Annotated in this window: 22 protein-coding genes and 1 tRNA gene; 8 read left to right on the top strand and 15 right to left on the bottom strand. The window is 49.0% G+C overall.

The genetic code is table 11. The features are described from left to right. The first annotated feature begins 145 nt into the window (after positions 1-145). Complete coding sequence (locus tag ASG24_RS03610) at positions 146-2,908, top strand: EAL domain-containing protein (protein ID WP_055867913.1); 2,763 nt, start codon at positions 146-148, stop codon at positions 2,906-2,908. A gap of 43 nt (positions 2,909-2,951) precedes the next feature. Here the strand turns inward: ASG24_RS03610 and pth are convergent, their stop codons facing one another. From pth to ASG24_RS03570, 8 genes are all read right to left on the bottom strand, one after another. Then, positions 2,952-3,524 (bottom strand): aminoacyl-tRNA hydrolase, encoded by a 573-nt coding sequence (pth, locus tag ASG24_RS03605; protein WP_055867911.1) that lies wholly within the window; start codon positions 3,522-3,524, stop codon positions 2,952-2,954. Positions 3,525-3,688: 164 nt separating this feature from the next. Further along, entirely contained in the window at positions 3,689-4,309 is a 621-nt protein-coding gene (locus tag ASG24_RS03600) for a 50S ribosomal protein L25/general stress protein Ctc (RefSeq protein WP_055826376.1), read from the bottom strand. Between the two features lie 118 nt (positions 4,310-4,427). Next, entirely contained in the window at positions 4,428-5,363 is a 936-nt protein-coding gene (locus ASG24_RS03595; protein ID WP_055867909.1) for a ribose-phosphate pyrophosphokinase, read from the bottom strand. 125 nt (positions 5,364-5,488) lie between these two features. Continuing rightward, positions 5,489-5,565, bottom strand: a tRNA-Gln gene (locus tag ASG24_RS03590). Positions 5,566-5,601: 36 nt separating this feature from the next. Next, positions 5,602-6,477 carry a 4-(cytidine 5'-diphospho)-2-C-methyl-D-erythritol kinase gene (gene ispE, locus ASG24_RS03585; protein WP_055868444.1) on the bottom strand — a complete coding sequence of 292 codons (876 nt, stop codon included), beginning with the start codon at positions 6,475-6,477 and terminating at the stop codon, positions 5,602-5,604. An 81-nt stretch (positions 6,478-6,558) separates the two neighbouring features. Beyond that, entirely contained in the window at positions 6,559-7,998 is a 1,440-nt protein-coding gene (locus tag ASG24_RS03580) for a carbonic anhydrase (RefSeq protein WP_200936962.1), read from the bottom strand. Positions 7,999-8,091: 93 nt separating this feature from the next. Beyond that, on the bottom strand, positions 8,092-8,652 hold the full coding sequence (gene lolB, locus ASG24_RS03575; protein WP_235562291.1) for a lipoprotein insertase outer membrane protein LolB: 561 nt from the start codon (positions 8,650-8,652) through the stop codon (positions 8,092-8,094). 74 nt (positions 8,653-8,726) lie between these two features. Further along, positions 8,727-10,433 (bottom strand): tetratricopeptide repeat protein, encoded by a 1,707-nt coding sequence (locus ASG24_RS03570; RefSeq protein WP_229007776.1) that lies wholly within the window; start codon positions 10,431-10,433, stop codon positions 8,727-8,729. A 294-nt stretch (positions 10,434-10,727) separates the two neighbouring features. On the opposite strand from ASG24_RS03570, the gene ASG24_RS03565 reads away from it, so the two are divergent. The 5 genes from ASG24_RS03565 to mutM are packed head-to-tail and all read left to right on the top strand — an operon-like array spanning position 10,728 to position 15,699. Continuing rightward, on the top strand, positions 10,728-11,681 hold the full coding sequence (locus ASG24_RS03565; protein WP_055867901.1) for an ATP-binding cassette domain-containing protein: 954 nt from the start codon (positions 10,728-10,730) through the stop codon (positions 11,679-11,681). 38 nt (positions 11,682-11,719) lie between these two features. Then, positions 11,720-12,463 carry an ABC transporter permease gene (locus tag ASG24_RS03560; RefSeq protein WP_055826367.1) on the top strand — a complete coding sequence of 248 codons (744 nt, stop codon included), beginning with the start codon at positions 11,720-11,722 and terminating at the stop codon, positions 12,461-12,463. Positions 12,464-12,493: 30 nt separating this feature from the next. Then, positions 12,494-13,879: a GldG family protein gene (locus tag ASG24_RS03555; protein ID WP_055867898.1), complete on the top strand. Its 1,386-nt coding sequence runs from the start codon at positions 12,494-12,496 to the stop codon at positions 13,877-13,879. Positions 13,880-13,932: 53 nt separating this feature from the next. Further along, on the top strand, positions 13,933-14,841 hold the full coding sequence (locus tag ASG24_RS03550) for a DUF4340 domain-containing protein (protein ID WP_055867895.1): 909 nt from the start codon (positions 13,933-13,935) through the stop codon (positions 14,839-14,841). 3 nt (positions 14,842-14,844) lie between these two features. Continuing rightward, complete coding sequence (mutM, locus tag ASG24_RS03545) at positions 14,845-15,699, top strand: bifunctional DNA-formamidopyrimidine glycosylase/DNA-(apurinic or apyrimidinic site) lyase (protein WP_055867891.1); 855 nt, start codon at positions 14,845-14,847, stop codon at positions 15,697-15,699. 40 nt (positions 15,700-15,739) lie between these two features. Here mutM and ASG24_RS03540 read toward each other — a convergent pair whose 3' ends face one another. The 6 genes from ASG24_RS03540 to ASG24_RS03515 form a co-directional block, all read right to left on the bottom strand. Beyond that, complete coding sequence (locus tag ASG24_RS03540) at positions 15,740-17,203, bottom strand: sensor domain-containing diguanylate cyclase (protein WP_055867887.1); 1,464 nt, start codon at positions 17,201-17,203, stop codon at positions 15,740-15,742. 164 nt (positions 17,204-17,367) lie between these two features. Then, positions 17,368-18,837 (bottom strand): sodium:solute symporter family protein, encoded by a 1,470-nt coding sequence (locus ASG24_RS03535; RefSeq protein WP_055867884.1) that lies wholly within the window; start codon positions 18,835-18,837, stop codon positions 17,368-17,370. A gap of 135 nt (positions 18,838-18,972) precedes the next feature. Then, entirely contained in the window at positions 18,973-20,520 is a 1,548-nt protein-coding gene (gene ubiB, locus ASG24_RS03530; protein WP_055867881.1) for a ubiquinone biosynthesis regulatory protein kinase UbiB, read from the bottom strand. Between the two features lie 2 nt (positions 20,521-20,522). Further along, entirely contained in the window at positions 20,523-21,116 is a 594-nt protein-coding gene (locus tag ASG24_RS03525) for an SCP2 domain-containing protein (RefSeq protein WP_055826354.1), read from the bottom strand. Between the two features lie 4 nt (positions 21,117-21,120). Then, a complete protein-coding gene (ubiE, locus tag ASG24_RS03520; protein WP_055867872.1) occupies positions 21,121-21,888 on the bottom strand; it encodes a bifunctional demethylmenaquinone methyltransferase/2-methoxy-6-polyprenyl-1,4-benzoquinol methylase UbiE in 768 nt (255 codons plus the stop codon). Position 21,889: 1 nt separating this feature from the next. Beyond that, positions 21,890-22,267: a gamma-butyrobetaine hydroxylase-like domain-containing protein gene (locus ASG24_RS03515; protein ID WP_055867868.1), complete on the bottom strand. Its 378-nt coding sequence runs from the start codon at positions 22,265-22,267 to the stop codon at positions 21,890-21,892. A gap of 234 nt (positions 22,268-22,501) precedes the next feature. Here ASG24_RS03515 and ASG24_RS03510 point away from each other — a divergent pair, with 234 nt between their 5' ends. Further along, positions 22,502-24,457, top strand: a complete 1,956-nt coding sequence (locus ASG24_RS03510) for a dynamin family protein (protein WP_055867865.1) — start codon at positions 22,502-22,504, stop codon at positions 24,455-24,457. Positions 24,458-24,526: 69 nt separating this feature from the next. Here the strand turns inward: ASG24_RS03510 and rpoH are convergent, their stop codons facing one another. Beyond that, on the bottom strand, positions 24,527-25,381 hold the full coding sequence (gene rpoH, locus ASG24_RS03505) for an RNA polymerase sigma factor RpoH (RefSeq protein ID WP_200934437.1): 855 nt from the start codon (positions 25,379-25,381) through the stop codon (positions 24,527-24,529). Between the two features lie 533 nt (positions 25,382-25,914). On the opposite strand from rpoH, the gene ASG24_RS03500 reads away from it, so the two are divergent. Then, entirely contained in the window at positions 25,915-26,556 is a 642-nt protein-coding gene (locus tag ASG24_RS03500) for a thermostable hemolysin (RefSeq protein ID WP_055867863.1), read from the top strand.

Below are 26,556 nucleotides of genomic sequence, written 5' to 3'. Positions count from 1 at the left end.
TTACCGTTAGTAAAGAAATACAACAAAAGTATCTTGCAATGACTTGCTTTTATACAGGCAGGCGGGCAGGATGATGACAATATACATTGCATGACAGCGGGGGCATAATCATCCTGTCATGCATCTTCCTGGATAAGGATGAGAAATGTTTCTTTTCGAAATGGCGCCGTTGCGACAACTCCTAATGTCGCGCTGGATTGCCGGGGTGATATTTTCGGGAGCGGTGCTGACTACACTATTGCTGTGGATCAGCGAGCGTCACCATGCGGAAGCATTGCAGGAAATACAATTCAGGCAATCCGTCGTCAATGCCGCGGAAGATATTCAGCACAGGATAGAGGCCTACCGCCAGATATTAAAGGGGGTTGAACAGCTGTATATTTCTTCAGAGCATGTTTCTGCCGATGAATTCAAACTCTACGTGAATGACTTTATCGAGCGCCCCGGTGATGCCAGCCTGAGCGCGATCGGATTTATCAAATACATCAACCTGCAACACCCTGATACTTTTAAAGACCTGGAAATGCCTATCCAGAAACTGTTGCAGGAGCGTGGCAATACATTCAAGGGCGACGAGTTCGCGCCTATCATCTATGTGGAGCCTCGCAACGATACCAACCGTGAAGTATTATTCAAGAATGCTTTTGGTCATGCAGCGATAAGGGCTGATTTGCTAACGTCTGGGGATGGTGGGCAGCTGGTAATGGCTACCCATTCGATGATAGATGATATCTTGCCGCTGCAAAAACATTATGTGTTACATGCGCCGGTGTATCGCGGCAAGCTGACGGATATTCCTGTGCATGACCGCAGGCGCATGTTGAATGGCTGGGTATTTTTGCGTTTCGATGTGGCGGTTTTCTTAAGTGAAGCGCTGCACCAGACAGAGCAGCGGCATGTGCATTTTGATGTGTTTGATCAGGTCAAAGGCAAGGGACAGACGCCGTTGTACCACAGCAACGACGAATCGCAACTGCATGCACTGAAGGCGATTTACGGCATGTCTCATGTGCTGGGCATCAATGGGCAGGAGTGGAGTTTGCGGGCCCGCTCCACGCCTGCATTTGAAGCGACAATTGATTATGGCCAGGCCAACCGCATCGGTATTCTGGGGATTTTCCTCAGTATGTTGCTGGGCGGCATTGCCTACTTCGCAGTGATGCGCAGCCAGACTCAGCAGGCACTGGAGAAATTTAACCAGGAGTTCAATACCAGCGAGCAGCGCTGGATGCTGGCACTGGAAAGTACCGGCGATGGTTTGTGGGATTGGTATGTACCGGAATCCCGCATTGTGTATTCTGACCGCTGGAAAGGCATGCTGGGGTTTTTACCGCATGAGTTTGATCACCAGCCTGGCAGCTGGCATACGCGTATTCATGAAGATGATTACCCGGCGGCGATGGCCATGCTGCAACAAGTGCTGGATGGCGAGCGTGACCACTATGCGATGGAGTATCGCATGGCATGCAAGGATGGTAGCTGGAAGTGGGTGTATGACCGCGGCATGGTGTTCAAGCGCGATGACGAGGGCAAGTCATTGCGGGTACTTGGCACATTGGCAGATATCAGCAAAATCAAGCAGTCTGAAGAGGCGATCTGGCAGTACGCGAATGTGGACACGTTGACTGGCTTGCCTAACCGGCGCATGTTCTTTGACCGCCTGGATCAGCAATTGCGACTTGTTAAGAACAATAACCATAAATTGGCGATTATCTTTCTAGACCTAGACCGCTTTAAAGAGGTGAATGATTCGCAAGGTCACGACCAGGGCGACCTGTTACTGAAACATGCTGGGCAACGCCTGACACAATGTATTGATGAAAACGGCCTGGTGGCGCGGTTGGGCGGTGACGAATTTGTATTGATGCTCACCGATGCACATGCAGCTTATGTGGAGAATATTGCGCAGAAGGTGATTGATAGCCTGTCTACACCATTCAAGCTGGAAAACAGCCATGCATATGTTGCCGCCAGCCTCGGGATTGCGATTTTCCCGGATGATGCCAGCAATAAGGATGACCTGATGAAACGGGTGGATCAGGCCATGTATGCCTCCAAGCAGAAGGGTGGTAACTGCTTCACCTACTTTACGCCGCGCATGCAGGAGCACGCCGAAAACCGCATGCTGTTGTCGCATGACCTGCATATGGCGATTAAGGGACAGCAGTTTTTCCTCGAATACCAGCCGGTGGTCAATCTGCAAACCAACGCGGTGTTAAAAGCGGAAGCGCTGATTCGCTGGCAGCATCCGGTCAAAGGGATTATCCCGCCGATGGAGTTTATCAGTATTGCAGAAGATACCTTGCTGATTGTGTCGATTGGTGACTGGGTTTTTAAAACCGCAATCCAGCAATGCCGCACATGGCGGCAGAGTTTGCATGCTGATTTTCAGGTGGCGATTAATAAATCGCCTGTGCAGTTTGCATCCGAGTATAAAAAACAGCATGACTGGCTAAAAGAGATTTTAAGCGGCAATACCGAACGCAACATGGTAGTAGTGGAAATCACTGAGCGCTTGTTAATGGATGCCAATTCGCAGGTGAGTGAACGCCTGGCGTTATACCAGCAGGCGGGCGTGCAGGTGGCGCTGGATGATTTTGGTACAGGCTATTCGTCATTGTCTTACCTGAAAAAATTCCCGATTAATTACGTCAAAATAGACCGTTCGTTTGTACGCGAACTGGAGACTTCCAGTGAAGATGAAGCTTTGTGCCGTGCCATTATCATGATGGCTCACAGCCTGGGCATGCAGGTGATTGCAGAAGGTATTGAAAGTCTGCGCCAGCTAGAAATATTACGCGATATGGGTTGTGATCACGGCCAGGGCTTTTATTTCTCGCAACCACTGCGGCCAGATGATTTTGTCAATTGGGTCCACCAGTGGCAGCAGCATACCGTGTCGCAGTAGGTTGTTTGTGAAGTCATTCAGCGCACCGCTGATAGTGGCGTTGTTATTTGCTATGCAGTTGCAGCATGGCCTTTTCAAACTGGCCTTGTGCCAATAGGTCAGTCACTGTAGTCGCTTTAATGATGCTGTCGTCTATGGCCTGCTGCTCGTTTTTACTGGCCGCTTTCAATACAAAATTAACCACTTCGGCTTTGTTGCCTGGGTGACCAATGCCTATGCGCAAGCGCCAATACTCAGGCGTGTTTAATGCTGCATGAATATCCCGCAGGCCATTGTGGCCACCATGGCCGCCGCCGAACTTGAGTTTTGCCTGACCGGGTAGTAAATCCAGCTCATCGTGCACCACCAGAATTTCGGCAGGTAATATTTTGTAGTAATTGGCGAGTGCAGCGACGGATTTTCCGCTGGCATTCATAAACGTTGTGGGTTTTAAAAGCCATTTGTCAGCATGTGGCGACCATTTTCCGGCGATGCCAAACAGTTTGGCTTCAGGCGATAAACGGCTGCCAGATTGCTGCGCCAGAAGATCTACCATCCAGAAGCCGGCGTTGTGCCGCGTCATGGTGTACTTTTCACCCGGGTTACCCAGGCCTACAATTAATTTGATCCCGCTCATGAGTTGTCTTTAATGATTAAAAGCGCACAGCTTTAAGAGTGGCTGCAATAAGTGGCCTATATATTTCACGTGGAAATTCAACCTAATAAACCTGTCGCCATAAAAAAACGCGCACAAAACTGTGCGCGTTTATTTTAGCGTTAAATCGCCGGCCTGGCCGATGATTATTCAGCTGCTGGTGGTGCCTCTTCTTCAGCAGCTACTTCTTCTTCACCACCGCGTGGTTTCAGGAGTGTTGCAATCGCTGCATCATCACCATGTGCCAGTTGTACGAACTCAACGCCTTTAGGCAGTTTGACTTCGGACAAGTGTACTGAATGGCCTGTTTCCAGGTTGCCCAGGTCGATTTCAATAAACTCTGGCAGGTCTTTAGCCAGGCAACTGATATCAGCTTCAGTCTGGATGTGCGAGATATTACCGCCACCCAGTTTAACGCCAGGTGCTACATCTTCATTGATGAAGTGGAAAGGCACTTTAACGTGGATTTTTTCTGAAGCAGACACACGTTGAAAGTCGATGTGCTGAATCGTATTGCGCACTGGGTGCAGTTGATAGTCACGCAGTAACACGCTTTCTGTTTTGCCATCCAGAACCAGGCTCAGGATAGAAGCGTGGAAAGCTTCGTGGCGGAACTGCATAAACAGTTCTTTATGATCAAACTCGATAGAGATGGCTGGCTTTTCACCACCATACACTACACCTGGCACATTGCCAGCGCGACGTAGACGGCGGCTCGCACCCGTACCTTTAACGTCACGTTTGACGGCTTTAATTTCGATACTCATGTGGAAAACTCCTAAAAACACCATGAAAAATGGTGGTACTACACTAAAATCCACCCGCCGCGACCAGCTGGTGGTGTAAAAATTATTCTTTAATCCTAGCCTTAACTGTTTATGACATTCAGTCCATAAACAGCGAAGAAACTGACTCTTCCTGGCTGATGCGCTTGATGGTTTCAGCCAGCAAGGTTGCCGCACTCAGTTGGCGGATCTTTCTACAGGCCCGAGCATTGTCGTTTAGCGCAATGGTATTGGTCACGACCAACTCATCCAGTTCCGAATTCAGTATGCGCTCGCCGGCGCCGCCTGACAGTACCGGGTGAGTAGCATAAGCCACCACTTTCACCGCACCCTGATTTTTCAGCGCTGCTGCGGCTTCGCACAGGGTATTTGCGGTATCCACCATATCATCCATGATGACGCAGGTGCGGCCTTCAACTTCACCAATAATATTCATGACCTTGGCAACGTTCGCTTTTGGGCGACGCTTGTCAATAATTGCCAGGTCAGCATTCAATTGTTTTGCAGCGGCGCGTGCACGTACTACACCACCAACATCCGGTGAAACGACCACCAGGTTTTCATAACCTTGCAGGGCCAGGTCATCCAGCAAAATCGGCGTTGCATAAATATTGTCGACCGGAATATCAAAGAAACCCTGAATCTGGTCGGAGTGCAAATCCATGGTCAGCAAACGGTTTACACCGACGCTGGTCAGCATGTTTGCCACCACTTTGGCCGTAATCGCAACACGGGCAGAGCGCGGGCGTCTGTCCTGGCGAGAATAGCCAAGGTAGGGAATCGCTGCGGTAATACGGCCAGCGGATGAGCGACGCAATGCATCTACCATGACCATGACTTCCATCAGGCTGTCATTGGTTGGATAGCTGGTGGATTGCAGCACGAATACATCACGGCCGCGCACGTTTTCCAGCAGCTCCAGCATGATTTCGCCATCCGAAAACCGGCCAACATCAGCGCGCCCTAATTCAATGCCCAAATGCGTGGCAACTTCTTGTGCCAGTACCGGATTGGCATTGCCGGTAAAAACCATCATGTTGGCGTTACTCAACGTTGTACCCTTTTCAGCGAAAACGATGTCTTAAAACCCGAATTCCTGCCGGAGGCAGAAACCTGCAAAAAAATAAGCGTGTAAATTGTTAAATCTACACGCTTTATATTTGGCTGAGGAGGAAGGATTCGAACCTTCGCATGCCGGAATCAAAATCCGGTGCCTTAACCAGCTTGGCGACTCCCCAAAAACTTTTCTTACTATCACTTTTACTGCCGGCAATTTAATCTTTTGCCGAGCTGAAAAGCGGATGGTATTTTAACCCTTTTGCCCAAAAACCAGAAGTGTTTTCTGGTCTGTTTGCAATCAATTCATCTGCTTTTTTTGCACTGTCTACCGCCACAAATACTGAAGCACCGGAGCCACTCATACGAGCATCGCCGTATTGTTTTAACCAGGCCAACGTATTGTTAACTTCAGGATAGAGTGCACAAACAACTGGTTCCATATCGTTTCTGGCTTGCTGCCAGAACGCGCTGGAATTAGCGCCGTTTGAAAAGTCCGCTATTCTCAATGGTTTTGAATCTCTTGTCAATGCTTGATGTGCAAATATTTCAGCTGTTGGAACCTGAATTTGCGGGGTAATCACCACATAGTATTTTTCCTGCATTTCAGCGGTTAAAGTGACTGCCGAAAGTTGTTCGCCAACACCTTCTGCCCAGGCAGTTTGGCCAAAAATAAATACCGGCACATCGGCACCCAGGTTTAAGCCAATCTGCATCAGCTGCTCACGCGAGTAATTCAGTTGCCATAATTGGTTAAGGGCCAGCAGGGTGGTAGCGGCATCTGAACTGCCGCCGCCAAGGCCACCCCCCATAGGAATGCGTTTAGTGCAATGGATATCCGCGCCAAACTGGCAACCGCTGGCAGTTTTTAAGGCACGGGCAGCACGAACAGCGAGGTCTTTTTCCGGCGGCACGCCGGCGAGCGGGTTTTGGTGCACGATTTGGCCGTCAGTCCGTACACCAATGCGCAAGTCATCGCCATGGTCTAGCAGCAGGAAAATGCTTTGCAGGACATGGTAGCCATCGGCACGGCGACCAGTGATATGTAGAAACAGGTTGAGCTTGCACGGCGCGAAATATAACGAAGAATCCATGCGCGTATTGTAAAGCATGTGCCTCAATTAAAGGCACATGCATATTGATTCTGGAACGAGGCTAACTTTGAAGTCCTGGCCTTATTCCAGAATCATGCGGCCCTGGCTGTCCTGGATAGGACGCAAATTTGGTTCGCCAATCGCCTGTTGCAATCTGGTCAGCTGTGCTTTGGATATTTTTAAAGCTTCCTTCATGATGATCCATTGCACACCTTCGGTACAAGGCGGGGAGGTCAATGAGCCGGTGTAGCGGTAGTAAGCCGGTTTGGTTGGCATCAACTCTGCCGGTGTGACCCGGATCGCCAGAGATTTGCTTTGTCCTTTTTCCTTAGGAATGCTGCTGATCAACGTTTCCAGCGTGCTATTTGCAGTGCCTTCTTCCAGCATGACGGCAATAATCACGCGATGCCCGGCCTTATCTTCATGCACCATTTGCAATTCTGCCGCATAAGACTTTTCTTTAATCTGGTGCTCGGAAGGCGCATGCACGCTGATATATTTCAACTGGTAAGGCTTCTGATCCAGCACCATCATATTGCCGCTACCCGCATCCAGAATCAGGCTGTGGTCTTTTAAAGCAATATTCTTCAGCGGAAATTTTTGCAAGCGTTTGATCGGCTTCAGCGCTGCGGTGATGGTGTTGTCCACGTTAATCGGAGATTGCTGGCTACCGGCATTACATACTGCAAAATCAGGGTTTAAGCTGCCCCATTTATCAGGACCGTGCGGACCACTATAGGCCCAGGACTTATCTTCTTTATCTTTATCCTGTTTCTCCTCTTTGCCTTGTTGGGCAGATTTGTCTTGCTTGGCGGCTTTGTTCTTGTCTTTTTCCGATGCTTTGATTTGCTCTGTTGCAGCCGCTTGCTCAGCTTTTTTGGCTGGCGCGTCTTTAGCAGGTGCAGGTTTTTCTGCAGCCGGTTTATCAGCGGCGCTGGTTTTCTCCGCAGGTGCAGCCTCTGCAGCCGGTGTCGCAGGCTCGGCTACACTATTTGGAGCGGCCGGTTTATCTTTATCGTTAGCAACAGCTGGCTTGATAGGATTGGCCGCCCGATTGGCGATGGCTTCGGCACGTTGCTTTTCCTTGGCTTGCCATTTGCAGGCATATTGCTGCGTAATTTCCACTTCGGAGTCAGGCAGTGGCTCGATAAAATCGGCTTGTTTGAGTGTAGTGCCAGCTGAATAGACCAGTTCACCCTGGTCATATTGAAATACCTGGATAGTCGCTGCTTTACGCTTGGCGCAATCAAAATACCATAGTGCTTTTGCGTGATTGTAAACACGGTCTACCGACTCCACATTTTTTTGCGGCTGGCGGTAATCCACTTTTACCCAGGCTTTGATGTAATTTTTTTCTTCTACCAGTGATTGCTTGTCAACCATCAGTTGGTTGAGATCTGTTTTCTTGATCGACAGCCATTGCGCAGCCTGGCAATCCATAGACGGCAAGCAGGCGAGAATTAGCAGGCCGGAGGCTAGCCAAAAGCGATAGTAAGTGATTGAAAACTGATAACGGCTCATAGTGCCATTATCGACAGCTGGGGATGAATCTTTAGTTAGAACGCAGGCTTTTACCGCAGGTTGTGATGATCGGCTGTTTTTAATACAGATTTATTACCAATGCTGAATCACCAGTTTTAGCCGCACATCCTGCTGTTGCAAGCGGGTGGTGTATGGCAACGACGCTGTGATGCCATTTATTGAAGCTGTCTGGTAGTCATCATATTCTATGCGCCAGTCATCCTGGGTTAAGGTAGCAGGTTCGCCACTAGGAAGATAGCTGGCCTGGTATGGGCTGGCATTATGCGGAATACCTAATATCCACTGGCTTAGGCCTGCCAGTGGCAATCTCCAGCCTAGCAAGCGCTCAGTCAGGCTGGCAACATCACCAGCCTGATGCTGTTTGCCCGCCTGGTCGGTGAGGGTGACGGAATTTGCAGTGCGATGAATCAGCGCGACTTGCTGACCTAAGGGGCTGAAAATCCGCATGTGATCTTCCTGACCATCATGTTGCCAGTCCAGCCTTGCGGTATAGCCTTTGCCGTTGTATTGCACAGCCAGTTTGGCTTCTAAAGAAAACTGTTTTACTGCTGCGAGCGTTTGTATGCGTTGCTGTGAAGCAGCGCTTGCAGTCTGGCTCACTGGCTGTTTTGGCAGGATGCTGCAAGCTGCCACGGCTAACGCCAAACAGCAGCTTGCAACAATTCTGCCCCAGGCCAGGGGCGTAGACAGTTTCAAAAGCAGCGGCATTACAATGGTGATTTAAGTTTTTGCGCCGTAGAGGCAAGCACTTCGTTTTCCGGATTGGCAGAAAGCGCCTTATCCAGGATTTGCTTGGCTTCTTCACGCTGGCCTTGCTTCCATAACACCTCGGCCAGGTGGGCAGCGATTTCAGGATCTTGCTGAATGGCATAAGCACGGCGTAATTGCTCAACGGCATGACCCATGTCGCCTAATCTGTAATAAACCCAGCCCAGGCTATCCATGATGTAATGATCTTCAGGTGACAACTTGGTGGCGGCTTCAATCAGCGCTTTGGCTTCGATCAGCTTGATGTTGCGATCAGCGAATGAGTAACCAAGCGCATTGTAAGCAGCCGCGAAATCCGGTTTCATTTGGATCACTTTACTCAAGGTGTCTTCCATCACCTTGAAATTACCCACACGCTCTGCATTCAGCGCATAGTCATACAAAAGCTCAGGACTATCCGGATATTTTTGCACTGCCTTTTCCAGCAGGGCATAAGCTTCATCTGTGCGTTTGGCCTGGTTGAGTAGCAGAGCCTGGTTTTGCACAACCAGGGTTTGTTGTTCAGGCGTGAGGCCGCTGACATTATCCAGCATGGCAATCGCGGCATCGATGCCGTCGCGACGGGCGATAATCGCAGCTGCCGCTAATCTCCCGGCCAGGAACTGTTCACCATCGGTAATTTTGTCAAACCACTGTAGCGCGCGGGTATCATCATGCTGTTCAGCAGCCGAGCGGCCCAGATTGAAGTAGACCTTGTTCGGTTCCTTGAATCCGACTTCCAGTGCATGCTGCAGATAGCGGTCGGCAAATTCATATTCTTTGGCGTCCAGCGCCAGCAGGCCAACAATCACGTTCATTTCCGGATTGTTCTGGTGTCTTTCCACCAGTTTGGTGAACTCTACTTTTGCTTCGGTAGGATTTTTCTGTAAAAGCAGCGTGCGTGCCAGCGCCAGCCTGATCTGGTCAGCTTCCGGGTGCGATTGCAGGAATTCCCTGTAATAGGCGATGCCTTTTTGCGGGTCTTTCTCAGTCAGCATCTGGCCGCGGATCTGTGCCGGTGCTTCCCAGCCAGGACGCAGTTTCGAGGCTTCTTTCAGCTCTTTTTCCATCAAGGCTTCATTGCGCGCAAAGTAAGCCGCCTGCGAGATGGCAAAATGCGCTTCAGGCAATTTAGGATAAGGTTTAGCCAGCAACTGGATGGTTTCCAGCACACTGTTCTTATCTGTCACGCGCATCATCAGGCTGTTCAGTTCCATAAAGGCACTTGGGCGTATGCGCTCATCCGCCAGTACTTTCTGGATATTAGGCACCGCTTTTTTCAGTTCGCCGTTGGCGATTAATAACTGGCTGGCGGCTTGTGCGGCAGGGATGGAGTCCGGCACCAGTTCAGACCAAAGCTCTGCGGAAGGCAGAGCGAGTTGCGGCGCACGTGCGATGGTGGCCGCCTGGGTGGCACGTTCTGCCAGTAATGGGTCGCGGGTTTGTTTCGCTAAATCAAGGAACAACTGGCTGGCTAGTACAAACTCACCGCGCTGAGCCGCCACTTCTCCCAGCAGGTATTTGTATACAAATTCGGCAGTGGGTGTTGTCATCGTGGGAGAGCTGCTGGCAGACCAGACAGGGGGTGCCAATAATGCAAGCCACAACGCCAACGCCGGGCGGCGCAGTAAGGTTGGTTTAAGCTTTGGGCGGCGGGTTTGAGGCATACTTGATTCCTGTTTAATAAGTCTTGTAATGGAGGCTGCAATGAGGGTCATGAAGCGGGCAATAGTGATCCCTGAGTTTTAGTTTAGTCCGTGACAGTTGCTGCAAGTTCATCCATAATGTGCGATTTGTAACTGAATTGTAATTGACGTTTATCATCAGTCTTCAGGCACTGATAAAACGTGATGTAGACACTATAACTTTTTGGTGAAAACTTTGTCTAGGAATTTGCTTGCCGGTGCATCATTGTGCCTGAGTCAGGCAAAGTCTTGAGTAAGCAGGTGTGTGGAAGAATTATGGCAAATTTGACAGTTGAAGCAATTGAATTGACCCGTCTTTATGGAGGTCGTGCCGCAGTAAGTGACGTGACTTTTACTTTGCAGCAAGGACAAGTACTCGGATTTCTCGGCCCGAATGGCGCCGGTAAATCCACCACGATGAAAATGTTGACCGGCAACCTTGCACCTAGTGCCGGCAGCGTGAAAATCTGTGGCATCGATATGATAGAAAATCCCAAGGAAGCCAAGGCATTGATCGGTTATTTGCCGGAGATGCGCCCGCTGTACAAAGAGTTTACGGTAGACGAATACCTGACTATTGCAGCACGACTGCATAACGTTTCCAGCAAACACATTAAAAAAGCGGTTGAACATGCCAAGGAGCGTTGCGGGTTAACGCACATGAGCAAGCGCCTGATTGAGAACCTGTCTAACGGCTATCAACAACGCGTTGGCATCGCTCAAGCGATTATTCATAACCCTATGGTGGTGATTCTGGACGAACCGACTGTCGGTCTGGACCCTATCCAGATTCGCGATATCCGTGCGTTGATCAAAGAAATTGGCCAGGCGCACAGCGTGATTGTGTCTACGCATATCCTGCCGGAAGTGGAAATGGTGTGTGACCATGTGCAGATTATCGATAAAGGCAAGCTGGTGTTTAATGGCGGCATTGATGTGCTGAAACAGCAGCGTATTGGTAACAAATTGCTGGTAGGCCTGCGTCAGTCACCAGATGTTGCGCAGCTGGCTGCCATCGAAGGTGTCGCAGAGGTTGAAGCGGCAGACGGTTTATGGCGCATCCGCTTTCATGAAGGAAGCCAGCCGCACGAAGCGATTGTGCAGGCTGCAGTTAAAAATGGCTGGGGGCTGTATCATATCGCTCCTGACCAGACCAGCCTGGAAGACGTATTCGTTCAGCTGACCTATCATGACTCTGCCACTTCGTCAGACCTGCCAAAAGCGGCTTAAGCTGATTCTGCAAGACTGTCTACATTGAAAGACCACGTATGTTGAATATAGCAAGAAAAGAACTACAAAGCATGTTCGCCTCGCCTATGGGGTGGATTATCCTGGCTGTGATTGCGGCGATGTTTGGTAACTACTTCGCCAATGGCGTGACGGATTACCTGGATGTCGCCTCTGGCGCCATTCGACCGGCCGAGCGGTTTGGTATTACGCAATCTGTATCGCAGAGTGTCTATGGTTCGGCCTCTTTTATCATGCTGTTCGCCGTGCCTTTACTTTCCATGCGCCTGATTGCCGAGGAACGCCGTAGCCAAACTTTACCGTTTCTGTTTAGCTCGCCACTGTCCATTACCGATATCGTCGTGGGTAAATTTCTAGGACTGATGATATTCCTGTCTAGCCTGATCCTGTATATAGGCCTGATGCTATCTACGCTCAATCTGTGGTCCGACATAGACTTTGGATACATCATTGCGAACACCCTGGGACTGCTATTATTGACCGGGAGCTTCTGTGCACTGGGGATTTACTTTTCCAGCCTGACTTCCCAGCCTATTATTGCCGGTATCTTGAGTTTTATTGTGTCGTTTATCCTGATGATCCTGGGGCGTTTTTTCGCAAACGACCCTACCAATGTAGCAGGGCAGTTTTCTTTCTCCACCCATTTCCAGTCATTTGCCAATGGGCTGCTCGATACCGCTGACCTGGCCTTCTTTATTTTATTCATCATCACATTTTTAACTTTGACCATCCGTCGCCTGGATGCTGATCGTCTGCGTGGTTAACAGGAACTGTTTTTTAAGTTTGAAAGCATTATGAAAATTAACCGTAAATTTAGATTGCAGTTGTTGGCACAAAACTGGATGTTCGTGCTGGTGTTTTTAACCATGATAGTCATGTTGGGCTATCTATCTAACCAGTACCGTTGGGCAAAAGATATCACACAGGCCAACCGTAATATCCTCACCCAGGGCAGTATCAATGTGCTCAAGCAGATGGATGGTGATATCAATATTACCGTCTATGCGACCAAGGATGACGCCAGTAACGGTGACACTTTCCGCAAGGGTATGCTGGATTTCGTGGCCCGGTACCAGCGCGAAAAGAAAAATGTGTTCATCAATTTCGTCAATCCATCCGAAGAGCCAAAGCTGGCGCAAGAAGCCGGTGTTAAGGTGGATGGAGAAACCATCGTTGAATACAACAAACGCAGCGAGCACATTAACCCGCCGTTCGCCGAGCAGGAGATGACCAATTTGCTGGTACGCCTGTCACGTACCAATAACCAGCCGGTAATGTACCTAGATGGACACGGTGAGCGCTTGCTGCAAGGCGAGAAAAACCATGACCTGGGCGAGTTTGGCAAGCAACTGGAAAGCAAAGGTTTCAAGTTCGCCAATCCTGATTTAACCATTGCGCAAGATGTACCGGCTAATGGTTCCATGCTGGTAATCGCAGCGCCCCAAGTAGATGTCAGTGCGGTAGAGGCCAAGAAAATCAAGGCTTATATTGAAGCCGGTGGCAATGTACTCTGGTTGTTGGATGATGATAACCTGCATGGTTTGCAAGAGGTTGCCGATTATCTTGGTATCAAGGTTTCGGCAGGCATGGTGGTTGACCGCACGGCTGAACAGTATGGCGCGGACCCTAAAATGTCATTCGCCAGCCTCTATGGTGATCATCCGATTACCCGTAATTTCATGTTGCGCACCGTATTCCCTGAGGCACACGAGATCGATGGTCACGCATCCGATGACCTTGGCTGGAAAGTAGGGCGCCTGATTGATGTGGCCCAGAACGGCTGGCTGGAATCGGACAAAATACCAGCCGGTGCGCAAAACCTCAAAGTACGTTTTGACCAGGGCAAGGACAAAGCCGGCCCGATTAATATCGGTGTGGCTTTAGAGCGCCAATTTGGTAAAAAAGGTCAACGCGTGGTGGTGATTGGCAATGCTAATTTCCTGGCTAATACGTTTATCACCAATGGCGGTAATCTTGACCTGGGTATTAATATCATCAACTGGCTGGCTGGTGATGACCGTTTGATTACTATCCAACCCATGCCCTTGAAAGATATCAATATTAATATCCCTTCAGGCTCTATTGCGGCATTAGTCGTCGGCTATGGCACCCAGTATGTGTTGCCGGTCATTATCCTGATCGCAGGCTTTTTCCTGTGGTGGAAACGCCGTAAAGCATAATTGGGTAAAGTTTGTGAATTATTGAAGTCGTATCGCGCACGGAGTTGGTCGCAATGAAAAAAAGATGGATTTTGAACCTGTTGCTGCTGGCAGTTGTGGTTGGCATTGCCGTTTTCCTGCACCTGAAACCTGAAGAAAAAGCGCTGGCTGCCAAGTATGATGTGTCTAGCCTCAAAATGGCGGATGCAGAGGCATTAAAAATCGAATTCCCAGCCAAGGCGCCGACCATTTTTGAACGTCAGGATGGTTACTGGATGATGCGCAAGCCATATGCCGCACGTGCTGACCAGATGTCTGTCCAGCGTGCCTTGTCTATTATTGCTGCCACCAGCGGTACCAAGTTGCCATTGCAGGATGCAGCGAAATACGGACTGGACCAGCCGGAGTTGAAAGTGACTCTGTCAGGCGCGCAGGGCGAGCATGTATTTATTTTCGGCACGCATAATCCTGTTACCGAAGAGCAGTATGTTGGCTACGCAGGCAATGTGTATATGCTATCCGGCCAATATAGTGAGGCGGCGTCCACGCAGCCTATTGAGATGATAGATAAAACACCGCTGTCACCTGCCGAGCGCAAACAGCTGGCCGGCCTAGACCTGGCGCATCTTGAACAGTGGGAAGAAAACGCCCTCAAGATTGAGTTGGCAACTGATGGCAAATGGTCTGCGAACGACCCCAAGGCCAAGCCTACCCAGAATGAAATGAATGAGTGGCTGGACTTTAGCTGGAAACAGGCGCAGGCGACTTCTGTTGAAGTGTATACGCCGGATCGCAGACAACCTTACGCGTCTTTCGAAGTGCTGCTGCGCGATGGCAAAAAAGTGCACTTTGATAAAATCCAGGAATCCCCGGAATACCTGCTGGCACGCCCCGATGAAGGCATTATTTATCACTTCCCAAATGACGTTGGTTTCACTATGGTCAATCCACCGGTGAATATCCAGGCCCCGAAAAGCAAATAGCGCATGCCAGAATTACCTGAGGTAGAGGTCACCCGCCTGGGTTTGTTGCCGGTGCAGGGTGCGCGCATCAGCGAAGTCACTATCCGCCATCATGGCCTGAGATGGCCGATTCCGGCTGATTTACCACAGTATTTGCACGGCAAACGGGTATTGCAGCTCACCCGTAGAGCCAAATATATCCTGATGGAAGTCGGCGAAATCAGCGATGCTGGGGAGCCGGTCTCCCAGGGCGTATTGTTACTGCATTTGGGTATGTCGGGCAGGCTATGTTTGCTGGAGCGCTACTTTCCGCATGAGAAACATGACCACGTCGATATTGCCTTTGAAGATGGGCGAGTAATTCGCTTGCGTGACCCAAGACGGTTTGGTGCCGTCTTGTGGCTGGATAAAGATCCATCTGAGCATCCATTACTAAGTAGCCTTGGGCCGGAACCTCTGGATGCCGAGTTTGATGGCGAATATTTGTTCCAGCAATTACGCTCACGTAATGCGGCAATCAAACCAACGATTATGGATGCGCATATTGTCGTCGGCGTCGGGAATATCTATGCCAGTGAGTCTTTGTTCCGGGCGCGTATTCATCCGGAGACACCATCCAGAAGTCTGACGCTAGCACAATGCCAGTTGCTGGTAGCAGAGATCAAGGCAACATTACTTGCGGCGCTGGAAGCTGGTGGGAGTAGTTTGAGGGACTTTTTTGGCGCAGATGGCAACCCAGGCTATTTTCAGCAGACCTACTATGTCTACGGCCGTACAGGACAGCCTTGCCGGGTGTGTGGGCAATTAATTGCTAATATACGCCTGGGCCAGCGCTCTACTTTTTATTGCGCGACATGCCAGCCGCGTGCACTTGTGTAACTGCCAGATTTTCAAATAACGCTTCATCAAGCCAGCCTTATCAAGCCGTCTCGTTATCCGTATCACTATCAGGCTTAATGCAGTTGCGTCCGGCATGTTTGGCTTCATAAAGGTGATGGTCAGCACGTTCAACCACTTGGGCGAACGCTTCACTTTGCTGCATTTCTGCCAGCCCGGCACTAATCGTCACCCTGACAACCTGGTTGTTAAAGTGAAATTCCAAACCAGCGACTGCTGACCGGATGATTTCGGTAATTCCCCGCGCGCGCTCAAGATTGCAGCTCGTCAGTAGTAGCAGGAATTCTTCACCACCCCAGCGGCAAACAATATCTTCTTCACGTACATGGGATTTAATCAGCTGGGCAATTCTGGTCAGTACCAAATCGCCTGCCTGGTGGCCATAGTTATCGTTTATCAGCTTGAACAGGTCGATATCCAGCAAAACTAATGACAGTGATTCGTCACGTCGTTTGCAGCGCGCAACAGCCTGACCAAAGTAAAACTCAAATACCTGGCGGCTGGTGGCACCGGTTAGCTTATCCTGTGTCGCCATCGACTCCAGTCTTTCATGGTAACCACGTACCGCCACATGTGCGAGTAACAATACAATCACGCTAATAACCAGTGCTACTGCCATATTAATAATAAAGGCAGTTTCAATGCGGTCAGAGCTCGGATCGTTGACCTGTTCGACAATCAAATGCCAGTCAAACTCAGGCACCAGCCTGCTGTTGAGGTAAAGCGTACTGCCATTATTGGTTTTAAATGAAGATGACGCGCTTGGAGAAGTCAGGATTTTGACAAATGCCTTGCTCAATGCCGCTTTGTTTTCGTTATGCAGCTCGGCATGATACTGGCTGCTTCGCAACATGATTTCGCCCTGGCGGTTCACGAAGTAAATCTCGCGGCCATAGCGTTTTTGATAGTTTTCTATCAGTTCAACCACCGATTGTAAGGCCAGGCCAACACCGATGATGCCGATAAAATTGCCTGATTTGTCCTCGATGCGGTAATTCACAAAAATGCTTAAGCGACGTACGTCTGCTGTGTCGCGATCAATATTGATGACATAGGGATTACGTGATTTTTTTGCCTCAAAATACCAGCTTTCATCTTCATGTTTTTCCGAAATTTTCTTCAATACGCCCGACGGGTGATAGTAAAGCCTGGATTTTTCGGAGATGAAAAATGCGGTGATGGTGTTATATTTTTTCTGGATCTGGGCCAGATAACTGGTCATCTTGCTGGCATCTTTTTCGCCACCATTTACCCAGTCAAACACAAATACATCATTAGCCATCAGTGAAGAAATCAGCAGTGGCTGTAACAAGTCACGCTGGATTTCCGAGTAGATATTGTCGCTGGTAAGAGGCAGCATTTCCTGCTGCAGGCGCTCGGTCAGCGAGTCTTTGGCCACAAAGTACCCAATCAGGCTGGTCGCCAGAAAACCTGTCAACACAATGACGCTGAGGATGATGATGTAAAACCGTTTGTTGACTACCATAAAAATGCTTGCTTACGAATTACTGAAAACGCCCCGGCATTATCTTGAATGCCCGCCTGTTTTGTTTGCGGGAACAGTCGTGGCTTTAAACTGCAGTTCCATAAATACCGTTCCGGATCCGATCATTTTATATCAATACAGTTTTAAGCGTTACCTGTGAAGGTTTATTCTGTATGCCTGCGCGAAGCATGTTCGTGCAGGTAACCATGCGGCGGTTGCGGTGAGCCGCCAAATTTTTGTGGTAGCAGCGAGCCTGCCACCATCGCTATCGCACTGATGACCAATCCCAGTAATTGTGCCGGAATCACGCTTTCGTCACCAATCATGACTTCTACCAGTATCCAGCTGCCGATACCAAAAATAATCGCAGCGAGCGCACCCTGGCTGCTGGCTCGTTTCCAGAATGCCCCAAAAAACAGTGGCACAAATGCGCCAGCCAAGGTGATTTTATAAGCACTTTCTACCATGCCGAAAATAGAGAGCTCGGAATTGAGCGCATAAAACAGTACCATACCGGCAAAGCCGACCAGGCACAGGCGCATGACGCGCAGGAATGCATGGTCGGTCATGGTGGGGACAAATCCTTTAATGACATTTTCGGCAAAAGTGACAGAAGGCGCCAGCAAGGTCGCAGAAGAGCAACTCATAATGGCGGACAGCACTGCGCCAAAGAAGATTGCCTGGGCCACTAATGGCGTATGCGTTAGCACCAAGGTTGGCAACACACGCTGAGAGTCCGATTTAACTAGCGCACCAAAGGTTGCAGGGTCTATCAACGTTGCCGCATAGGCAATGAACATGGGCACGAACGTAAAGCAGAAATAAATGCTGGCCCCCAGGAAAGAACCCCAAAGTGCGATATTGGCAGTTTTTGCCGAGGTGATACGCTGGAAAACATCTTGCTGTGGAATCGAGCCCAGCATCATGGTGAGCCAGCCGCCCAGAAAAGTTAGCCAGACGCTCCAGTTGGTGGATTGCGGGAAAAAGTGCAGTTTTCCTGCATTGCGTGCATGCTCTATCACCGGACCCACGCCACCCGTCTGGCCGGAAACAATGCTGGCGATATAAAGCAGCCCGCCTATCACTACAATCATCTGCACAAAGTCGAGGATAGCGACAGATAGCATGCCGCCTAATGTCGTGTAAGTGAGGACAATCGCGGTGCCTAGAATCATGCCGGTCTGTTCCGGAATATGGCCATCGCTGATCAGGTTGAAAATCAGTCCCAGTGCTTTGATTTGTGCCGCGACCCAGCCCATGTAGGAGACGACGATGGCAATAGTGGTGAGGATTTCTACCGTGCGGTTATAACGCATGCGATAAAAGTCGCCAAGGGTCAGGATATTGAGTTTATACAGGCGGCTGGAAAAGAAGATACCGGCAATGATCAGGCACATACTGGAGCCAAACGGGTCTGCCGCAACGCCGGTCAGGCCCTCACGTACGAAAGTCGCGGAAACGCCAAATACAGCTTCGGCGCCAAACCAGGTGGCAAATACCGTCGCCATGACGACGGGTAGCGGTAAATGGCGGCCAGCGACCGCATAGTCCTTGGTGCTGTGAACATTTCTGGCTGCAAACAGGCCGATTGCAATGGAGACCAGCAAATACGCTATCACAAACCAGAGCAGCACTATCTCTATCCTTTTAAGGCCGTTGCAAAAGGCAGATTTTAAAACAAAACCTGTTTAAGGATAGGGTTTGTTTTGTCTGGAAAAGTAAAAAAGCCTGAAACCCAGGCTTTTTTACTTGTGCGTGTGTGTTGCGACTTAATTTGTGAATAACAAGAACAAACTGCCGAGTTGTAACACTACCAGTACGCCAATGGCGCTGATAAACCATTTCTGCCAGATCGCTTGTTTGTGTTGCGTTGCCAGCATGGCATCAATATGGCTTTGCTGTTTGGCAAACTCGCTCTGGTTGCGTAAATATTGTTCGAACAACCTTGGAATTTCTGCCGCGTGTGCCAGCATGTAAGGTAATTCATGTTTGGCGGATTTGATTAACCTGCGCCAGCCTATCTGCTCGCTCATCCAGCGTTTGAGGAATGGTTTTGCGCTATGCCATAAGTCGATGTTGGGATCGAGTTCACGCCCCATGCCTTCAATATTGAGCAGGGTTTTTTGCAGCATGATCAGCTGCGGTTGAATATTGACGCCAAAACGGCGTGACATCTGGAACAAGCTGAGCAGGGTCCGGCCAAACGAAATATCCTTAAGCGGTTTCTCAAAAATCGGCTCACAGATGGCACGGATCGCCGTTTCCAGCGCTTCAACGTTGGTATCCGCTGGCACCCAGCCAGATTCAATATGCGCTACCGCGACATCGCGGTAATCACGGTTGAAAAATGCCAGAAAATTCCGCGCCAGGTAATATTGGTCTGTCGGGGACAAGCTGCCCATAATCCCGAAATCGAGGGCAATAAATTTGCCCTTGTCCGGGCCTTCGGTCACAACCTGGATATTACCGGGGTGCATATCCGCGTGGAAGAAGCCATCACGAAACACCTGGGTGAAGAATATTTCAACACCTTCGTGTGCGAGTTGGGTAAGGTTGATTCCTGCTTCTTTTAATGTGTAGGTATCACGCACAGGTGTGCCAAACATGCGCTGCATGGTCATGACTTGTTTGCGCGAATAGTCCCAGTAAACAACGGGCACAAGCAGGCGCTTGTCACTGAAGTTGCGGCCCAGTTGTGAGCATTGCGCAGCTTCAAGCGTCAGGTCTAGTTCATGCTCTGTATGGCGGGCAAATTCATCCACCATTTCATCCGGCTTCAGGCGGCGGCCTTCATTTGACAGTTTTTTGACCCACCATGCCAGCGTGCGTAATAGCGCAATATCACGATGGATAATCGCAGCAATACCTGGGCGCAATACTTTAACTGCTACCTGTTCGCCACTGTGCAGGGTGGCGAAATGCACTTGCGCGACAGAGGCGCTGGCGACCGGCACCGGGTCGAAATCGGCATAAGTGCTCTGAAGTGGAGCGTTAAAAGCTTCCATGAGAATGGTTTCTACCATGCTGAATGCAAATGGTGGTACCCGGTCTTGCAGTTTGGTCAGTTCATCGGCCACATCAGGCGGTAACAGGTCGCGGCGGGTAGACAGCATCTGGCCGAACTTAACAAAAATCGGCCCTAGTCTTTCCAGTGCCAGCCGTAACCTGATCGCGCGCTGATGGGGTGCCTGGCGCCAGAAAAACATCAGGTTAAGCAGGCGCGGTAATGTATTGGATTTCTCTTCGCGTACAAAAAAGATGTCCAGTCGATACCAGATAAAAATGCCGATAATATGGAAGAGGCGAAACCAGTGCATGTTTATCGGCTTTCTGTCGAGGGCGCGGCCGCCAGCAATCTGTCGACGCGCGACTGCAGACGGTCAGTATCTTCGCGCAGCTGGTCTACTGACTGATTGAAGCGTTCAATACTGGATTTCTTGGCAATCAAGGGTTGCTCTTCCTGCCAGTATTCCACTAGCATTTCCCCGAGATTTTTGGCATTGGCTTGCAGTTGCTTGAATTTTTCCTGGCCCAGTTGCACTACCTGGTAGGCGGCGACGTCACCGACAATTTTACTCAAGTCCTCTTCTACATCCCAACGGATAGCAGAGAATATTTTGCCGATTTCAATACCCAAAGCGACATCACCATCAATTTTAATCAGGCTGGAGGCGAGCGGGTCTTTGCGTAACAACCGCATGGCCAGGCTAGGGGGTAAATGAATCGTGGCGTCTGCCGTCGCGGAGTCGGCAGCGACGGCCAGTTCACCATTTTGCAGGATGGTAAGAGCGACCCTGGCCACCTTGAAATCCATGCAGATGGTCTGGTTGGCATATGGCTGAAGCAGGGGTGCAGTCCAGCTGTTTTGCTGCATCAGGTGTTGCAGCACAAATTGAATCAATGGTTTAAACATAGAATTAAAGTTTAATGCCTTTGTGCAAGGCAACGACGCCTGCTGTCAGGTTGTAATAATCGACTTTGGCAAAACCGGCGTCATGCATCATCTGTTTCAGTGTCTCCTGGTCCGGATGCATGCGGATGCTTTCAGCCAGGTAACGATAACTGGGTTCGTCATTGGCAATCCATTTACCAAGCTTGGGCAGCAGTTTGAAAGAATAGGTATCGTATAATTTTTCCAGCGGTTGCCATACTTTTGAGAACTCAAGTACCAGCAGGCGGCCACCTGGTTTTAGTACACGTTGCATTTCACTCAGCGCATTATCTTTATGTGTCATATTGCGCAAGCCGAATGCCACGATCACACAGTTAAATGTTTCATCTGCAAATGGCAGTATTTCGGCATTGCATTGGGCAGCCGGAATATTCAACCCTGCATCTATCATGCGGTCACGGCCCACACTCAGCATGGAGGCATTAATATCGGTCAAAATTACCTGACCGGGGTTATGTGCTGCTTGCGTGCCTACTTTTTTGGCAAACAGGCTGGATAAGTCGCCACTGCCACCAGCAATATCCAGCACCTTGTCACCCTGGCCAACGCCGCTGACATCCACTGCAAAGCGCTTCCATAAGCGGTGCAATCCAGCCGACATAACATCATTCATGATGTTGTATTTTTGCGCCACAGAATGGAAAACCTCGCCGACTTTCTTTTGCTTGTCTTGCTCGGCGACCGTTTCAAAGCCAAAGTGGGTCGTTTTATCCTGCTCAGTGTTGTCTTGCATATTAGGTTTCCTTACGGGTGTGGCCTGCCATGGTCAGCTTGGTGATGTAGTCCTGCCACAGGCTTTCATAGTGTTGGGCCAGGTAGTACAGATAATCCCATGAATACAGGCCGGTATCATGACCATCATCAAAAATCAGTTTAATAGCATATCGGCCCACCGGTTCGATTCCGCTGATGTTCACAAGTTCTTTACCTGTTTGCAGGACTTCCTGCCCGGCACCATGACCGCGCACTTCAGCCGAAGGTGAATACACACGCAAAAACTCGCATGAGAGCATACATTCGGTATGGTTATCGAAATGAATTTCCAGCAAGCGCGATCCCTGATGTAACTGGATCAGGGTAGGGGTTGGAGTTTCTGCTTGAAGACCGCTCATGGCATTGAAGAATGTCGTACTTTGGACCGTTATATAGCTTATGTGAATGATAGCAGATGACAACCACCTACGCATAAGTGCGTATATGTCTAATCTTATGGTTGATAATTCATTTTATTTATGAATTAATGGCTATACCTTCATGATTTATTTGAACTTTTACGAAATCATGATAGATTAATGAAAAACAGGCAATCCTAAGTAGGTTACCGGATAACTATATAAGCAGGTCCTATGGAAAATAACAGACTGGCACAACAATTTGATTTGTATACGCGCTGGCGTGAGACGATTGCTGATGTATTGGGGGAGTATCGGCGCTGGTTGGCTGATAAGCAACTCAGCGATGTGCAACTTGAAGAACGTATTCAGCAGCAGCTTAACCGTTTGCGGGAAGATAAACTGACGGTCGCATTTGTGGCAGAGTTTTCCCGTGGCAAGTCCGAACTGATCAACGCTATTTTCTTTTCAGATTATGGTCATCGCTTATTACCTTCCGGTGCCGGCCGCACCACGATGTGTCCTACCGAACTTCGTTATGACCTGGGCAAGCCAGTCAGCCTGTCATTATTGCCGATCGAGAGCGGCGCCAATCAAATATCCATCAGCGAATACAGACGCATGCCGCAGGCATGGTCGGTGATTGAATTCGACGCCCATTCCCGCGAGAGCATGGTTGAAGCCTTTAAAGAGGTCAGCCGCACCCGGCGTGTCACGCGTGAAGAAGCGCAAGCATTGGGTTTATACCATCCTGATCATCCCGATGACTTAATGCTTATCGGCCAGGATGGCTTGATGGAAATCCCGTGCTGGCGCTATGCAGTGATTAATTTTCCGCACGCCTTACTCAAACAAGGTTTAGTCATTCTGGATACGCCAGGGTTAAACGCGATTGGTGCCGAGCCGGAATTAACCATGAGCATGCTGCCAAATGCGCATGCAGTACTGTTTATACTGGGTGCCGATACTGGCGTCACCAAGTCCGAAATGGAAGTATGGCGCCGTTACATCAGTGGTGCACGCTGGAAGCAAAAAGGGCGCATGGCTGTGCTCAACAAGATAGATGGCCTGTGGGATCCGCTAAAAACTGACGATGAAATACAAGCCGAACTGTCTCGCCAGTTGCAAACAACTGCCGAACTCCTGGGCCTTTCTCGTGAGCAGATTTTACCAACTTCCGCTCAGAAAGGCCTGCTGGCAAAAGTGACTGGAGATCATCAGTTACTGGCAAAAAGCCGTTTGTTACAGCTGGAAAAAAATCTTTCTGATGAATTGATTCCTGCCAAGCAGGAAATTGTGCGTGAAAGCATACATAGCGAACTCGAAGATATGATGCTGCAAACCCGCAGCATTTTGGAAACGCGCTTGCAAAGCGTTATCGATCAAACCGATGAGCTCAGATGCCTGCAAGGCAAAAACGAAGATGTGATTGCGCAAATGATGCGTAAGGTCAAGCAGGATAAAGTAAATTTTGAAATTGGTTTGCAGCGTTATCAAGCGCTACGTAGCGTATTTTCGGTGCAATCCAACCAGTTGTTCCATCACCTGGGCATGCCGGCCCTCAAAAACAAAGTGCGCGAAACACGCGACAATATGATGAAAGCGTCATTCACGAAAACCATGCGTCAGGCAATGGATGATTTTTTCAGTGACTTGAAGCGCCGCATGATGGAAGCGGACATCCATGTGCTCGAAATCAAAAAAATGATGGAAGCCATGTACGAAAAATTCTCGAAAGAACACGGCCTGTTGCAAAAAAGCCCACCCCCATTTTCAACTTCGCGCTACCTCAAAGCGCTTAATAAGCTTGAAACCATATATCGCGATCAGTTCAATACGACATTCAATATGATTGCGCATGAGAAATTCACGTTAACCAGCAAGTTTTTTGAAACATTGGCCAGTCATGTCATTCTCGAGTATGAAGCAGCCAACCGTGACGCTGAAAGCTGGCTGAAAGCCGTGATTGCGCCTATGGAAAGCCAGATGCGTGAGCATCATGTGCAATTGAAACGCCGCGTGGAAAGTATTAAGCGTATCTACCAGGCGACTGATACGTTGGAAGAGCGTATTGGAGACCTGGAGCAGGTCGAACTGACCATCAGGCAGCAACTTGCCGAATTGGAGCAACTAAATGGCAAAGCCTTACATACCCTGCAACACGAAGATGTGATTGTGCAGGCGGCTTAGATTATTAGTTGGAGATTGATAATAGTTGAATAACACAAATAAAAACGGGTGCCTAAGCACCCGTTTTTATTATTTGCTTTCCAGCATGTAAGTCTTGATTTTCTGCATCGCCTTTTGCTCAATCTGGCGGATACGTTCCGCAGACACATTGAACTCAGCCGCCAGTTCGTGCAGAGTAGATACATCGCCCTCAGTCAACCAGCGCGCCTGCAACACACGGCGGCTACGCTCATCCAGCTGTTGCATGGCATTACTTAAGCCTTCAGTCTGCATATGCTCTGTTTGCAATGTCTCAAGCAAAGCTGACGGCTCAGGACCTTCATCCTGCAAGTAAGCAATCGGACTGTATGCTTCTTCACCATCATCATCTACCTGAGCGTCCAGTGGAATCTCCTGACCATTCAGGCGATATTCCATTTCAACGACTTCTTCAGGTTTTACATTCAGTTCGGTAGCGATACGATTTACATCGTCCGGGCTTAATGTTTCAAAGCCTTGCTTCATGCTACGCAGATTAAAGAATAGCTTACGTTGTGCTTTAGTGGTCGCGGTTTTCACCAAGCGCCAGTTGCGCACAATGTATTCATGAATTTCAGCTTTGATCCAGTGCATGGCAAAAGACACCAGGCGCACGCCGCGCTCAGGGTCAAAGCGTTTGACTGCTTTCATCAAACCAATATTACCTTCCTGAATCAGGTCAGCTTGCGGTAAGCCATAGCCACTGTAACCACGCGCAATACTGGCAACCAGGCGAAGATGCGAAACAATCAGCCCACGTGCAGACTCAAGGTCGCCGGTTTCTTTCAAGCGTTTGGCATAGCTGTATTCTTCTTCAGGCGTGAGTATTGGAAACTGCTTGATGGTTTGCAGGTATTTATCCAAGCTGTCCGCTGAGGAAACGACAGGTATAGTTAAAGCGTTAATGGTAAAGCTCCTTGTTTGATAAAGAGGTTTAAACTAATTTTAGCACTCAAAGAGTGAGAGTGCTAGCCTGATAGAAAAGTTCAGGCAAATTGTGATGATTTGCAAGTTGGCGGTTGCCATAGCATTTAATCTAAGACAGGTAATGTCCCCATTTTCATTGATACTGAGCAATCGATAATGCGCGGCTTAGCGTCATTTAGAGAGTAGTTGGAAAGAAAAGTTAAATTTAAAAATATGAGCCCGGTAAAAAATATCTAAATTTTCTATAGATGCAAAAACATGGTGTTCCAATTTATTTATCTAGAATGGATATACATGCGATTAGAGAAGTTATCGACCCTCAATCTAAGTAAGAATTAATTCGCGAGTTTAGGAGATAAATTGTCTGCAAAGTTTGCAGGGCTTTTCTTTCGCAGCTATGCATTTATTGCATGAATTATCAATTTAATTTCCTTAACTTAATGATTTTAAAGTAATTTTTTTATTGGCATGTCGCTTGCTCAGTTAGGATCGTATTCTTACGGAAAGCCTATATGTTCAGCGCATCGATCCCAGTGTTTCCTCAGGCCTTTTATGCTGAAAGAGCCTATGATTTACGCGTCTTTGCAAAACCCAAAAGATATACCCTGCAAGAGATTAACGCGTTTGAAATAAATGCAACTCATTCGGATCGAATCGAGGTCGAAAACTTCATTGCAGCAGTTTTCGATTTTGCATACGGCGCGCATGTAAAAAATTTCATGCCTAAACTGATCGCTTTACGAGATCAGAATCATCAATTGATGGCAGCGTTTGGAATGCGCGATGCAAGCGATTCATCTTTATTCCTGGAACAGTATCTGGATGAACCTATTGAAAACGTTATATCGCAAAACCTCAATTGCAATATTCAACGTTCAGATATCACGGAGATCGGCAATCTTGCTGTTGCCAACCCCAGAAACGCCGGCATCCTTATCTCACATGTAATCCAACATAGCATTAATGCAGGGGTGCAGTATTGTGTGGCGACTGCTCATCACACATTACAAAATGGATTGATTAAAGGTGGCGTCGATGTACTGCCTTTATCACCCGTGGACCCCATGCGCTTACCCCCTGGTGAACTAGCCAGCTGGGGGCGTTACTACGATAACCAGCCACAAGTCGTGGTTGTTCGTCAGCCTGTGAGGTAA

Origin of the sequence: Methylophilus sp. Leaf414 (assembly GCF_001425425.1) — a bacterium.
Classification (GTDB): domain Bacteria; phylum Pseudomonadota; class Gammaproteobacteria; order Burkholderiales; family Methylophilaceae; genus Methylophilus.
Note: the sequence above shows the minus strand (reverse complement) of the source record. Positions and strands in the feature narration are given on the sequence as shown.

Bases quoted from the DNA above. Each gene is read 5' to 3' on its own strand.
- ASG24_RS03610 (WP_055867913.1), top strand. From the start codon at position 146: ATGTTTCTTTTCGAAATGGCGCCGTTGCGACAACTCCTAATGTCGCGC.
- pth (WP_055867911.1), bottom strand. From the start codon at position 3,524: ATGAGCGGGATCAAATTAATTGTAGGCCTGGGTAACCCGGGTGAAAAG.
- ASG24_RS03600 (WP_055826376.1), bottom strand. From the start codon at position 4,309: ATGAGTATCGAAATTAAAGCCGTCAAACGTGACGTTAAAGGTACGGGT.
- ASG24_RS03595 (WP_055867909.1), bottom strand. From the start codon at position 5,363: ATGATGGTTTTTACCGGCAATGCCAATCCGGTACTGGCACAAGAAGTT.
- ispE (WP_055868444.1), bottom strand. From the start codon at position 6,477: ATGGATTCTTCGTTATATTTCGCGCCGTGCAAGCTCAACCTGTTTCTA.
- ASG24_RS03580 (WP_200936962.1), bottom strand. From the start codon at position 7,998: ATGAGCCGTTATCAGTTTTCAATCACTTACTATCGCTTTTGGCTAGCC.
- ASG24_RS03570 (WP_229007776.1), bottom strand. From the start codon at position 10,433: ATGCCTCAAACCCGCCGCCCAAAGCTTAAACCAACCTTACTGCGCCGC.
- ASG24_RS03565 (WP_055867901.1), top strand. From the start codon at position 10,728: ATGGCAAATTTGACAGTTGAAGCAATTGAATTGACCCGTCTTTATGGA.
- ASG24_RS03560 (WP_055826367.1), top strand. From the start codon at position 11,720: ATGTTGAATATAGCAAGAAAAGAACTACAAAGCATGTTCGCCTCGCCT.
- ASG24_RS03555 (WP_055867898.1), top strand. From the start codon at position 12,494: ATGAAAATTAACCGTAAATTTAGATTGCAGTTGTTGGCACAAAACTGG.
- ASG24_RS03550 (WP_055867895.1), top strand. From the start codon at position 13,933: ATGAAAAAAAGATGGATTTTGAACCTGTTGCTGCTGGCAGTTGTGGTT.
- mutM (WP_055867891.1), top strand. From the start codon at position 14,845: ATGCCAGAATTACCTGAGGTAGAGGTCACCCGCCTGGGTTTGTTGCCG.
- ASG24_RS03540 (WP_055867887.1), bottom strand. From the start codon at position 17,203: ATGGTAGTCAACAAACGGTTTTACATCATCATCCTCAGCGTCATTGTG.
- ubiB (WP_055867881.1), bottom strand. From the start codon at position 20,520: ATGCACTGGTTTCGCCTCTTCCATATTATCGGCATTTTTATCTGGTAT.
- ASG24_RS03525 (WP_055826354.1), bottom strand. From the start codon at position 21,116: ATGTTTAAACCATTGATTCAATTTGTGCTGCAACACCTGATGCAGCAA.
- ubiE (WP_055867872.1), bottom strand. From the start codon at position 21,888: ATGCAAGACAACACTGAGCAGGATAAAACGACCCACTTTGGCTTTGAA.
- ASG24_RS03515 (WP_055867868.1), bottom strand. From the start codon at position 22,267: ATGAGCGGTCTTCAAGCAGAAACTCCAACCCCTACCCTGATCCAGTTA.
- ASG24_RS03510 (WP_055867865.1), top strand. From the start codon at position 22,502: ATGGAAAATAACAGACTGGCACAACAATTTGATTTGTATACGCGCTGG.
- ASG24_RS03500 (WP_055867863.1), top strand. From the start codon at position 25,915: ATGTTCAGCGCATCGATCCCAGTGTTTCCTCAGGCCTTTTATGCTGAA.